Raw genomic sequence first — 12,068 nt, 5'->3', positions numbered from 1 at the left:
CGGCCGTTACGATCCCCCGCATGCCGACGCCGGACATCCGTGAACGCATCCTCGGAACCGCCACCCGGCTGTTCGACCGGCACGGGGTGCACGCCGTCGGGCTGCAGCGGATCATCGATGAGTGCGGCTGCGGCAAGAACCTGCTCTACACCCACTTCGCGAGCAAGGACGAGCTGATCGTGGCGTACCTGGGCCGGTGCGGCGCCGACTGGGACGGCCTCGTGACCGGCGTCCGGGCCGCCACGCCGGAGCGGCAGCTCGTGGAGCTGGTGCGCGAGGCCGGGGTGCGGGCGACCCGGCCCGGCTCGCGCGGGTGTGCCGTCCGCGCCACCCTGGCGGAGTTCCCGGATTCGCACCACCCGGCGCACCGCGTGGCGGTGGACCAGCTGGTCCGCGCGCGGGAGCAGCTGCGGGAGCTGGCCGCGGCGACGTCGGCGGTGGACCCGCACCGGCTGGCGGATCGCGTCATGCTGATCATCGACGGCCTGTACGCGAACGCCCCGATCTTCGGCGACGACGCGGCCAAGACAGCGGTCGCGTTCGCGGAAGACGTGGTGCGGGCGGAAAGCCGCTGACGACGTTCACCCGCTCAGCGTTTGGTGTCCACGAACGAGAACAGCTCCAATGGAACTGTGTTGAGATGGCAGCAGGCTGAGGGAAAGCGGCACGCGTTGAACGGCCCTTTCGCACCGCGTCCGGAAGAACGGTTCGTGACCTTGTGCGGAGACGAGGTGACGGTCGCGGTCCGCGACGTCCCGGAACTAGGCGGCCACTGGTTCGACCCGACGTGCATCGAATGCCGGGGCGTGTGGCTGGGCCGGTGCTGACCGGCACCGATCCGATCGCGACCAGCGGCTGCTCGACCGCGTCCGCGACCTGCACGGCTCGCTCGGCCACGACGTCACATGGCTGGCCCGCACCCTCGACGACGACGCACCCCGGCCCGACAATCTCCGGTGCGGGCCGATCTTCCTGGCCCTCTGCAGCGCGCCGTGCTGACCGGCACCGACCCGACCGTCCGGACAGTCCGGCACGAACGGTGCGAAAGGTGCCTCCAGGTGCGCTGACCTGCCGTTCGTGCTGAGCTGGAGGCATGGCCGATCAGAAACCGAACGCGACCGAGAAGTTCTTCCGGATCGCGATCGCGATCAAGGGCCTCGACGGCGCGCTGCAGGTCGTCGGGGCGTTGATCCTTGCCTTCGTCCCCGCCTCGACCGTCAGTGGGTTCACCCACGCCGTCATCACGCGTGACCTGCTCGGCGACCCCTCCGGCACCCTCGCGCGGCACCTGGAGTCGGCCACGGAGAACTTCCTCCACGGCGACACCAAGACCTTCGCCGTCGTGTACCTGCTCGCCCATGGCCTCATCAAGCTCGGCCTGGTCTGGGCGCTCGCGAAGAAGATCGTCCGCGCCTACCCGGTCGCCGCGGTCATCCTTGCCGCCTTCGTCGTCTACGAGGTCTTCCGGGCCGTCCACACCCACTCGATCGCGCTGCCGTTCTTCGCCGCGCTCGATGCCGTGATCATCGTGCTCGTGCTGCGGGAATACCGGCAGCTGAAGCGGTCACGAAGTGCATGACGGCGACGTGTCCAGGGGCCGGCCCTGCGACCACACCAGGTCGACCGGGTTCGCCGAGCCGTCCGCTCCGATCCGCAGGATCGGCAGCACCTTGTCGATCTGGTTGCCGCTGTCCTGCCGGAACGCGATGAAGCCGGTGGCGCCGGCCACGGCCGAGTTGCAGTCGATGTTCGCTACGAAGTTCGTCACCGACCGCGGGCTGCCCGACGGGTCGTCCTCGGCCGCCTTCACCGCCGTCGCGACGGCGTCGTGCTCGATCATCGCCGAGCCGTCGGCCAGGTCCTCCGCCGCGAACTCGTGCGTGCCGGTGAACGCGTTGATGAAGTCCGTGTAGTTCTGCTGGTACGTCAGCGCGGCGTCGTTGCCGGTGAACATCTTCCACTGGTCCGGGTAGGCCAGCGCCGTGTACAGCGGCGTGACGGCGATGTCGCCGGACAGCGGCAGCTTCGTGCCGACGAGCGTCGCCGTGTCGTCCCCCGAAATCACCGTGACCGAGCGGAGCTGCTGGCACGCGCCGTCGTTCGACAGCGCGTGGACGAACGACCTCAGGTCGACGCCGCGGCCGCCGAAGTAGATGACGTCGGGCTGGGCGTTGCAGATGTCGGAGTGCATGCCGCGGAACAGCTTCTGGAGGTACTCGTCGCGGCTGGTGCCGGTGAGCTGCCCCTCCAGGGAGTCGTACTTCTTCGAGAACTGGATCGGCACCAGCTGCTGCTCGGTGAACGCCTTGGCCAGCGTGCCCGCGTACGTGTCGGCTTCGTTGATGTCCGTCACGAGCATCGTGCGCCGCTTCGGGAGCTTCGCGATGTAGTTGACCGCGGCGTGCGCCTCGTCGCTGTTCGTCGGCCCGACGCGGAAGAAGTTCTTGATCCGTTTGCCGCCGGCGTCCACGTTCAGGTCGTCGGCGGTCACCGTCGCGCCGATCGTGACGATGCCCTGGCGGGACAGCTCGGCGATCGCGTCGCGGGTGTTCTGCAGGCTGATGCCGACACCGGTGACGGCCGCGATGTGCCGGCTTTCGGCGTTCGCGACGATCTGGCCGACCGCTTCGCGCCAGTGGCCGGCGCTGCTGCCGAAGTTCGCCAGCAGCAGCTTTACGCCGGTCGTGTCCGGACGTGGCCAGGCGGCGGCGATCGCGCCCTGGACCTCGTGCCGGATGAACGCGATCGGCGTGCTGTCGACGTCCGGGTCCGGCGTCAGGTTTTCCAGCACCACGACGGTCTTGTAGTTCTCGCCCGCCTGCGCGTTGCGGCCGGCGATCAGGGCTTCGAGGTCGGCGAGGGGATCGTTGTCGCGCAGCGGCCCGGAATCGAGGGAAAGGCCGACGCAGACGTCGTTCTGCTCCGTCAGCCCGGCGCCGCACTGCTGCCACGGGGGGTTGACCCACAGGTAGCCGGCCACCGCGAGCACCACGACGACGGTGACGGCGATCCAGTGCCGGTGAAGCAGGCTTCGCGGCCGGACGGGCGGCCCGGCGGGCCGGGTGCGCGGGCTGAGGCGGTCGAGCAGCGCGGTGCGGGGCATCGGCGTTCCGTTCCGTCGCGTCAGGGCCAGAGGCCGCGGGAGGCGAGCTTGGCGGTGTCGTCGAGCGCCTTGGTGTCCGAGCGCTGCGACTTCGAGGACAGGGCGGTCAGCGCGGTGCCGATGTCGTGGTTCTGGTCCGGGCCGCGCACCGCGAACGGGTTCGCGCTGAGCCAGCTCGCGGCGAGCAGCCGCGCGAGGTTGTTGCGGATTTCCGTGCGGTCGAGAGGTTTCCGCTCGACGTCGGCGTCGACGAGCTTGCCGTAGAGGTGCTCGTAGTCCTCGTCGAGCGGCTGGGCGTCCGGCGCGTGCACGACGACGGTGAGCCGGTCGATCCACTCGCGGTGCGGGAGCTTCGGGAAGTCCCGTTCGAACAGGTCCACGACGGCCGGGAAGTCGCCGAGGGCGAGCAGGCAGTACGCGAGCCGGACGTCGTCGGCGCCCGGGGCGCCGCGCAGCGCGGTGAACTGGGCCGCGTAGGTCGGGCCCGCGCCGCCGTTGCGCCGCGCCAGCGCCGAGACCAGGTTGCCGGCGAGCCAGGGGTGCAGGGTGACGTGGTCGGGTGTGCCGCCGCCGGCGCCCGGCGCGTTCACCCACAGCGACGCGCGGAGCTCGGTGAGGATCGGGCCGACGTGCGGCTGGCCGACCAAGCCGTGCTCGGGCAACGGAACCAGCCACGGCGCGGTGGCGAACGGCGCCGCCGTCACCAGCGCTTCGGTGTCCACAGTGGACAACCGGAGGTCGGTCAGCCAGCTGCGCCACGGGTCCGGGCCGGACGTGCCGAGGACGTCGCGGGCGCCGTCGCGGACCGGGGTGTCGCCCAGCGCCTCGGCCAGCTGCTTGGCCGCCTTCGGCAGGCCGCCGGTGGCCCGGTGGACGAACGCGGCCGTCGCGCGGGGCACGTCCTCGCCCAGCAGGTCCGCGACCTCGTGGACGTCCAGGGGTTCGATCAGCACGGGGTAGTAGCCCGACGGCCTGGCGGTCTCCGGGTGCTCGGCCCAGTCGTCGTAGGAGGCGTCGCGGCAGCTCGGCACGACGCGGGCCGCCGTCCCGCCCGGCTGCCACGGCGGCCGCCAGGCGCGGCCGAGCTCCCGTTCCCACTCGCCGTCCCACTTCCCGCTGGTCGCCACGACCAGCAGCGGATCGCCGGTGCCGCGGTCGCCGTGCCGGCGGCGGTAGGTGTCGCGGGCCGCCGTCAGCGCCTTGAGGAACGCGAGCCCGCCGGGGTGGTCGACGTCGTCGAGCAGCACGACCCAGTTGTGCACGTGGGACTGCTTGCCGGGGTTGACGCAGTCGCACGGGCTGTGCCGCTCCGGGGCGGACATCCGGCGGTGGTTCTCCCGCACGTCGGCGAGGAACGCTTCGGTGAGCCACGCGGTGACGCCGTCGGGATCGGGTTCGTGCCCGCGCGCCAGCCAGTTGAGGTCGACCAGCGCGTCGAGGGCGTCGCCGGCCTTGAACCGGTCGAAGTCGGTCAGCGAGCGCAGGATGTGGCCCAGCCGCGGGCGGACGGTCTGGATCAGCGACGGGACCTCGGCGGCGAACGCGTCCCCGAAGGGCGCCGGCACGGCGGTGGCGGCCGTCTTCGCCAGGACGCGCACCAGCGGGTCGAGGCGCCCGGGCCAGCGGCTGCGCTTGAACTCCACGAGCAGCCGGCGCAGCGTTTCCTTGTCCCGCACGCGGTCGGTGGTGGAGAGCTGCGCGCCGACGGCGATCAGCGCGACGGTGAAGCGCAGGAACCGCGGCTGCGCGCGGTGGCGCCACTTGCGGGAAAGGTTGTAGGCGAGCCGGATCAGGACGTCGACGGGCGTGGGTTCGTCACCGGCGAAGTCGAACCGCGCGTGCACGACGCCCCAGCCGAGGTGGTCGGTGATCCCGGACAGCGCGTGCGACTTGCCGGCGCCGACCGGGCCCAGCAGCAGGACCACCGGCTGCGGGCGCGGCGGCTTGCCGGCGACGCCGTTCCACAGCAGGCGGCGGGTCAGCAGGACGGAACCGGAATGATCCGCATCGACCATCGGCGTGTACTCCCCCAGGTAAACCACGACCACGACCGGTTACCAGGATAAACACTCCGTGACGAATCGGCTACGAGCTTTCCCCGTTTGGCCCAGTTTTGTCAGCTCCGTCCGGCCTACGCGGCGACGGGAAATCGCACCGTCGTGCTGTCGGCCTCCAGGGGTTCGACGTAGAGGGCGGTCGCGTTGTCCGAGCCGCCGCGGGCGAGCGCGGCCTCGACGAGCTCGGCCGCGCCGGTGCCCGGCCGGGCCAGGACCGCGCGGATCCCGCTGCTGGCGAGGGGCTTGTGGATGCCGTCGCTGGTCAGCAGCAGCCCCGCGCCCGACGTCTCCGCCGTGCCGATCTCCTCCGGCTTGGTCGTGCGGACGCTCGTGGTGACGACGTGCTCCATCCGCGGGGTCACCGGCTGGTGGCGGGCGCGGAAGTACTCGGCGAGCGTGTGGTCGGTGGTCAGGCGGCCGAGCGTGGTGCCGTCCCAGGCGTACGCGCGGGCGTCGCCGACCCAGGCGATGCGGTACCCGCCGTGCTCGGCCGGCATCGCGACGACGAGCACGGCGTCGCCGGTGGTCTGCTCGCGAACCGCGCGCTGCGCGGCGAGAACGGCTTCGACCGGTCCTTTGTGGACCGGCGTGCGGGCGGCGGCCGCGGCGGCGGTGCGGGCGGCCCGCGCGGCGGCCGGCTCGTCCCCGACGCCGTCGGCGAGCGCGAACACGATGCCGGGGCCACCGGCCGCGGCGTACGCGCCGACGGCATCGGCGTTGAGCGAGCGCGGCCCCTGGGCGCTCGCGGTGTGCCAGCGCGGGTACTCCGGTCGTGTCGTGATCATCGCGGCCTCCTCGTCCCCTCTGTCCTCCATGATCCGCGCCCAACCTGTGGGGCGTCTGAGACTTTCCTGTGCCGGCGGTGTCGGTCCGGGTAGGTTGGGGAACGGGGTGGGGCATGGAGTTCCGGATTCTCGGGCCGCTGATGGTGATCCGCGCGGACGGCGGCCCGGCCGCGCTCGGCGGGCGGAAACCGCGGACGCTGCTGGCGGCGCTGCTGCTCGCGCGCGGGCGGGTGGTTCCCGATGAGCGGCTCATTTCCCTGTTGTGGGAAGGCGTCCGGCCGTCGACGGTCGACGCGCAGCTGTGCACGTACGTTTCCCGCCTGCGCAAGGGACTCGGGCGGCCCGCGCGGCTGGTCCGGTCGGGTGGCGGGTACCTGCTGGCGCCGGACGGCGGCACGGTCGACGCGGAGGAGTTCGAGCGGCTGTCCGCTTCCGGCCACGCCGAGCTGCGCGCGGGCGAAGCCGGCCACGCGGCGGAATTGTTCCGCGCCGCGTTGGACCTCTGGCGCGGACCGGTCCTCGCCGGCATCGCCGAACCGTTGCGCGCGGGGGAGTCGGCGCGGTTCGAGGAGCTCCGGCTGGCCGTCCTGGAGAGCCGGATCGAGGCGGAGGTGGCGACCGGCGACCACCTGCGGGCGGTGCCGGACGCCACCGGGCTGGTGCTGGAGCACCCGCTGCGGGAACGCGCGCGGGCGCTGCTCATGGCCGCGCTCTGCGCCAGCGGCCGGCCGGCGGACGCGGTGGCGGTGTACCACCGGGGCCGGCGGATCCTCGACGAACGGCTCGGGATCGCGCCAGGCCCGGTGCTGCGGGCGGCGTATCAGCGGGTGCTGTCCGGGTAGGGCGAGGAGTGGAAGTCGCGGTCGAGCTCGGCGGTCGACCGCGGCAGCCAGTACCGGGCCTGCGCGCGGACCTGCTCACGCGGCAGGCCCGGGTTGACGTGCCGGTGGTCGGGACGCGCGATCGACTGCAGCGCCCAGGCGAAGCCGAGCATCGGGGTGATCCGCGCCCAGCGCCGCCGGTCGATGTCCAGCACCATCTGCGCGCGCTGGACGGAGTGCCAGAAGTGGTAGCCCGACGGCGGATCGCCGTCCATGGTGTGCACTTCGGACTCGACGTCGGCCCGCCGCGGGTCGAACAGGACGCCCTGCCCGAAGGCCGCGAAGGCTCTCGTCAGACCGTCCTCGTCACCGCGGTAGAAGCGGTCGAAGTTCCCGAGCTGCAGGGCCGACAGCGTGCGCAGCGGCTGCTCGATGGGCGTGACGAACTCGGCGTAGTTGTGCGGGTAACCCAGTTGGAGGTTGAGCTCGCGCCACTTCGCGGGCAGGCCCTGCGGAGCGTTCTGCTGGATGAAGGGGAAGAGGACGGCGTAGGCGTCCTGGACCTCCTGGGCCGGGTGGTAGAGCGCGATTTCGTCGAGCTGGTACCAGAGTTCGTTGGCTTTCCGGTCGCCCAGCATGCCGGGCACGGGCGGCAGGGTCGTCGCGGCTTCGGCCGTGCCGGTCAGGAGCGCGGTGCTCGCGACCGCGACGGCCGCGCCCGCACCGAGTTTGAGCAGGTTCCTGCGATCGAGCGTCATGGATTCACCCCCGTCGGCGGCCCCCTGCCGCCGTCGCCGCCACGGTACGGAAGGTTTCCATACTTTCTCTGTACGATCGTTCCCCGTGGACGACTACCGCGCGCTCGAGAACCTGGTCGTTTCGTACGCCGCGCTGGTCGACGCGGGCGACTTCGAGGGCGTCGGCGCGCTGTTCGCCGACGGGGCGTTCGTGGGCAGCGGCGGCACCTTCCGCGGCGCCGAGGTCGCGCGTATGCTGCGCGACTCCGTGATCGTCTACGAGGACGGGACCCCGCGCACCAAGCACGTCACGACGAACATCGCACTGGAGGTGTCCGGCGACACGGCGTCCGGGCAGGCGTACTTCACCGTGCTGCAGGCGGCGCCGGGGTTGCCGCTGCAGACGATCGCGGCGGGCCGGTACGCGGACCGCTTCACCCGTACCTCGGACGGGTGGCGATTCACCGAACGCCGGGCCGCGGTCGACCTCGTCGGGAACATCGGCCACCACCTGCGGCCCCGGCCGTAACGACCCTCTGACCTGCGACGACATTCGGGGAACGACCCGAAGGAGCCGGCCATGGGCGCAGCGTCGTACGACTCCCGGCCGTTGATGGTGTTCGGCCTGGGTGACCACACCGGCATGGTGGACAAGGGCGACCTGCTCGCCGCCGTCGAGCTGCAGGCCCAGCTCGGCTCGGCGGTGCGGCTCGTCGAGGCCCACGAGCTCACCGAGGACGAGATTCGCGAAGATCTCATCCTGATCGGCGGCCCGGACGGCAATTCTCTCACCGGAACCGTCCTCGAGCGCCTCGACGGCGTCCTTTCGCTCGGGTTCGCCGAGCACGGCTCGTCGGTGTACGACCGCAAGTCCGGCTTCGCGGCCTCGCCGCGCTACGACGACGCCGGTGCTCCGCGCGTCGACTACGGCCTGGTCATCCGCGCCGCGAACCCGTTCGCCCCGGCGACCGCGGAGGTCGTGATCGTCGCGGGGTGCGGGGGCCACGGCACCGCGGCCGCCGCCGAGGCGTTCGACGACGCGGAAGCACTGGGTGGCTACCGGCACTTCGAGGCCCTCGTCGAGACGACGGTCTTCCGCGGCGTCCACCGTGACACGTTGGTCCGCGAAGCCCGGGGGATCGCGTGAAAGGGCCCGGACCTCCTCGCGGAAGCCCGGGCCCCGAGTATCACTTCTGCAGGTCGTAGACCGTCTGGCCGTCGACCGTGGTGGCGGTGAAGTTCGCCGTCACCCACGCGGTGATCTCCGACGAGCCGCCGCCCGGGCCGCCGCCGCGGCCACCGTCGATGTAGTACTTGATCTCGCCGGCCGCGACGTACGCCTTGAACTCGTCCAGCGTCGGCGCCGGGTCGGAGCTGCTCCAGCCGCCGATGCCGATCACCGCCTTGCCGCTGGCCAGTTCCAGCGAAGCCGCGTTCTGCGAGCCCGTCGTCGCCGCGGCCCACTTCGTCGTCGTCTTCGCCAGCAGTTCGCCGACCGCGCTGGATGACGAGTCCTCACCGCCGCCCATGCCGCCACCCATCGCGCTCGACGTCGGCCCCGAAGTCGGGATCGAGCCGCTGTGCGCCACCGACGCCGTCTCGACGCCGTAAGCCGCGGTCGAGACACCGAGCGTCAGAACCACCGCCGCCGCCACGATCGTGGCCGCCTTGCGGAACGTCGGCACACCCATCACCAGCACCGTTCCGGCCAGGACGCCCAGCACCGCCACGATCCAGCGCAGCGCCGGGAACCAGTCCGGCGTCCGGTCGAGCAGGATGAACGACCACACCGCCGTCGCCACGACCATCCCGGCCAGCGTCGCCCGCGGGCCCAGGTTGTCCCGGCCCTGCCACAGCGCGCGGCCCGAGATCGCGACCTGAGCGGCGATCGCCGGGGCGAGCGCGACCGAGTAGTACGGGTGCACGATGCCGCTCATGTAGCTGAACACCACCGCCGTGACGACCAGCCAGCCGCCCCACAGGACCAGCGCCAGGCGCGTCCGGTCGGTGCGCGGCGCGCGGCGGGTGAACCACAGCCCGGCGACCAGCCCGATCAGCGCGGCGGGCAGCAGCCACGAGATCTCCGTGCCGAAGCTCGACCCGAACATCCGGAAGAGACCGGACGAGCCGCCGAAGCCGGTGTTGCCGCCCATGCCGCCGCCACCGCCGGGGCCGCCACCCTCGCCGCCGCCGAAGATCCGCGACAACCCGTTGTAGCCCAAGGCGAGTTCGAGCAGACTGTCCCCTTCGGACCCGCCGATGTAGGGCCGCGACGCCGTCGGCCAGAGGTCGACCAGCGCGATGTACCAGCCCGCCGAGACGACCAGCGCCGCGACCGCGCCACCGAGGTGCAGCAGCCGCTTGCCCAGTGACGTCGGCGCCGCGATCAGGTACACCAGCCCGAACGCCGGCAGCACCAGGAACGCCTGCATCATCTTCGTCAGGAAGCCGAACCCGATCGCGACGCCGGCCAGCGCGAGCCAGTTCGGGCTCGCCTTTTCCGTTGCCCGCACGACGAAGTAGGCACCCGCGACCATGAGCAGCACGAGCAGCGCGTCCGGGTTGTTGAACCGGAACATCAGCGCCGCGACCGGGGTGAGCGCGAGCATCGCGCCGGCCATCAGCCCGGCGACCGGGCCCGAAGTCCGTTTCACCGCAAGGTAGAGGATGCCGACGGACGCGACGCCCATCAGCGCCTGCGGGGCCAGCACGGTGAAGCTGGAGAACCCGAAGATGCGCGCGAAGAGCGTGGCGACCCACAGCGCCGCGGGCGGCTTGTCGACCGTCAGCACGTTGCCCGAGTCGAGCGACCCGAACAGCCAGGCCTTCCAGTCCTGCGTCCCGGACTGCACGGCGGCGGCGTAGAAGGAGTTCCCGTAGCCGGACGCGGTGAGGTTCCAGAAGTACAGCACGGCGGTCGCGGCCAGCAGCCCGAACACCGACGGGCGGACCCAACGCGGTGGCGCGTGTGCGTCGGATTCCTTGCGGTGACGCGGTTCCTGCGTCACGGGGTCGGAAAGGACGGCGGTCATCAGAACTCCTTCTGGGTAGCGGCCTGGCGGCGCGGGTTGAACACCCAGCCGCGCAGGAGCAGGAACCGGAGCACCGTCGCGGCGAGGTTCGCCAGCACGAGGACGGTGATCTCCAGGACCAGGCCGGGGGTGGTGGATCCGTTGAGCAGGGCCAGTGCCCCGCTCGTCAGGGCGAGGCCGAGGCCGAAGACGATCAGCCCTTCGAACTGGTGCCGCCCGGCGCCGGAGCGCCCGCGGATGCCGAAGGTGAGCCGCCGGTTCAGCGCGGTGTTCCCGATCGCGGTGACCAGCAGCGAGGTGAAGTTCGCCGCCTGCGCGCCGACGACGGTCCGCAGCAGCAGGAACAGCACGAGGTAGGCGAGCGTGCTGCTGACGCCGATGGCGGCGAACCGCACGAGCTGCGTCACCAGCCGCGGCGGCACCCCCGGCGCGTCGACGCCGATCGGCTGCCGGCCGAGCTGTTCGCGCAGCCTGCTGATCGGGATCTCGCCGGTGAAGGTGGCCTTCGTGACGCGGGCGATGCCCTTGAGGTCCGCGGTGGCGGTCTTGACGATGTTGACCGACGAGTTGGGGTCGTCGACCCAGTCGACGGGCACCTCGTGGATCCGCAGCCCGGCGCGTTGCGCGAGGACGAGCAGTTCGGTGTCGAAGAACCAGCCGGTGTCCTCGACGTGCGGCAGCAGTTCGCGGGCGACGTCGGCGCGGATGGCCTTGAAGCCGCACTGCGCGTCGCTGAACTTCGCGGCGAGCGTCGAGCGCAGGATCAGGTTGTAGGCACGGGAGATGAACTCGCGCTTCGGCCCCCGCACGACGCGCGCGCCCCGGGCGAGCCTGCTGCCGATGGCGAGATCGGAGTGCCCCGAGAGAAGAGGGGCGACGAGCGGCCCGAGCGCGGCGAGATCGGTGGAGAGGTCGACGTCCATGTAGGCGAGGACGGCGGCGTCGGAGGCCCGCCAGACGGCGTTGAGCGCGCGGCCGCGGCCTTTCTCGTCGAGGTGGTGGACGGCGACCTCGGGGAACTCCCGGGCGAGTCTTTCGGCCACCCGCAGCGTCCCGTCGGTGCTCGCGTTGTCGGCGACGGTGATCCGGTAGGGGTAGGAGACGTGTTCGGCCAGGTGCGCGTGCAGCCGTCGGATGCACGGTTCGAGGTCGGTCTCTTCGTTGTAGACCGGGATGACGACGTCGAGGACGGGCTGCGGACCGGCCAGATCGACCGGGACGGTCCCGGGCCGTGCTGCGGAGGCGGTGGCTGTCATGCCTCATACGGTCGCGGGCCCCGCTTTGGTGATCGTGTGATCGCCCTGTGCGGTTGCTGTGCGCCGGACCCGGCGTGGATGAACGGGCGAGTATTCCACGGTTACGTGCGCGGCCAGGCTGAGCTGCGGTCTGGCGCTGATCGTCACCCTGGCCCGCGTACTGTCCGGCATCCCTCCGACGACCATCTACGCCATTGCCGTCCTGCCGATGGCGGCCACACTCTTGATCGTCGCCGTGGTCAGTGCTTTTCGGTACTCGCGTGCCACCGATCCTGAG

General features: G+C 71.6%; 12 protein-coding genes. 6 read left to right on the top strand and 6 right to left on the bottom strand.

What is annotated here, in order from left to right; translation table 11 throughout:
- Window positions 1-20: 20 nt before the first annotated feature.
- From ACZ7OU_RS42105 to ACZ7OU_RS42095, 3 genes are all read left to right on the top strand, one after another.
- The gene (locus ACZ7OU_RS42105) at window positions 21-575 is read left to right on the top strand and encodes a TetR/AcrR family transcriptional regulator (protein ID WP_470259581.1); all 555 of its coding nucleotides are present in this window, start codon (window positions 21-23) and stop codon (window positions 573-575) included.
- A gap of 24 nt (window positions 576-599) precedes the next feature.
- The gene (locus ACZ7OU_RS42100; protein WP_470259580.1) at window positions 600-827 is read left to right on the top strand and encodes an HC3 family zinc finger protein; all 228 of its coding nucleotides are present in this window, start codon (window positions 600-602) and stop codon (window positions 825-827) included.
- 266 nt (window positions 828-1,093) lie between these two features.
- Window positions 1,094-1,579: a DUF2127 domain-containing protein gene (locus tag ACZ7OU_RS42095; protein ID WP_470259579.1), complete on the top strand. Its 486-nt coding sequence runs from the start codon at window positions 1,094-1,096 to the stop codon at window positions 1,577-1,579.
- Here the strand turns inward: ACZ7OU_RS42095 and ACZ7OU_RS42090 are convergent.
- From ACZ7OU_RS42090 to ACZ7OU_RS42080, 3 genes are all read right to left on the bottom strand, one after another.
- The gene (locus tag ACZ7OU_RS42090) at window positions 1,565-3,103 is read right to left on the bottom strand and encodes a type 1 periplasmic-binding domain-containing protein (RefSeq protein WP_470259578.1); all 1,539 of its coding nucleotides are present in this window, start codon (window positions 3,101-3,103) and stop codon (window positions 1,565-1,567) included. The two genes, ACZ7OU_RS42095 and ACZ7OU_RS42090, sit on opposite strands and share 15 nt — an antisense overlap.
- Window positions 3,104-3,123: 20 nt before the next feature.
- The gene (locus ACZ7OU_RS42085) at window positions 3,124-5,151 is read right to left on the bottom strand and encodes a hypothetical protein (protein ID WP_470259577.1); all 2,028 of its coding nucleotides are present in this window, start codon (window positions 5,149-5,151) and stop codon (window positions 3,124-3,126) included.
- An 83-nt stretch (window positions 5,152-5,234) separates the two neighbouring features.
- Window positions 5,235-5,945, bottom strand: a complete 711-nt coding sequence (locus ACZ7OU_RS42080) for a PP2C family protein-serine/threonine phosphatase (RefSeq protein ID WP_470259576.1) — start codon at window positions 5,943-5,945, stop codon at window positions 5,235-5,237.
- Window positions 5,946-6,058: 113 nt separating this feature from the next.
- On the opposite strand from ACZ7OU_RS42080, the gene ACZ7OU_RS42075 reads away from it, so the two are divergent.
- Window positions 6,059-6,787: an AfsR/SARP family transcriptional regulator gene (locus ACZ7OU_RS42075; protein WP_470245861.1), complete on the top strand. Its 729-nt coding sequence runs from the start codon at window positions 6,059-6,061 to the stop codon at window positions 6,785-6,787.
- Here ACZ7OU_RS42075 and ACZ7OU_RS42070 read toward each other — a convergent pair.
- On the bottom strand, window positions 6,766-7,524 hold the full coding sequence (locus ACZ7OU_RS42070; RefSeq protein ID WP_470259575.1) for a hypothetical protein: 759 nt from the start codon (window positions 7,522-7,524) through the stop codon (window positions 6,766-6,768). The two genes, ACZ7OU_RS42075 and ACZ7OU_RS42070, sit on opposite strands and share 22 nt — an antisense overlap.
- Before the next feature lie 85 nt (window positions 7,525-7,609).
- Between ACZ7OU_RS42070 and ACZ7OU_RS42065 the strand changes: the two genes are divergently transcribed.
- Window positions 7,610-8,032, top strand: a complete 423-nt coding sequence (locus tag ACZ7OU_RS42065; RefSeq protein WP_470259574.1) for a nuclear transport factor 2 family protein — start codon at window positions 7,610-7,612, stop codon at window positions 8,030-8,032.
- A gap of 51 nt (window positions 8,033-8,083) precedes the next feature.
- Window positions 8,084-8,650 carry a hypothetical protein gene (locus ACZ7OU_RS42060; RefSeq protein WP_470259573.1) on the top strand — a complete coding sequence of 189 codons (567 nt, stop codon included), beginning with the start codon at window positions 8,084-8,086 and terminating at the stop codon, window positions 8,648-8,650.
- Window positions 8,651-8,690: 40 nt separating this feature from the next.
- Here ACZ7OU_RS42060 and ACZ7OU_RS42055 read toward each other — a convergent pair whose 3' ends face one another.
- Window positions 8,691-10,535 (bottom strand): ArnT family glycosyltransferase, encoded by a 1,845-nt coding sequence (locus ACZ7OU_RS42055; protein WP_470259572.1) that lies wholly within the window; start codon window positions 10,533-10,535, stop codon window positions 8,691-8,693.
- Window positions 10,535-11,791: a bifunctional glycosyltransferase family 2/GtrA family protein gene (locus tag ACZ7OU_RS42050; protein ID WP_470259571.1), complete on the bottom strand. Its 1,257-nt coding sequence runs from the start codon at window positions 11,789-11,791 to the stop codon at window positions 10,535-10,537. Before ACZ7OU_RS42050 ends, ACZ7OU_RS42055 begins: the two co-directional genes overlap by 1 nt.
- Window positions 11,792-12,068 lie beyond the last annotated feature (277 nt).

The organism is Amycolatopsis sp. NPDC114505 (assembly GCF_055633615.1).
Note: the sequence above shows the minus strand (reverse complement) of the source record. Positions and strands in the feature narration are given on the sequence as shown.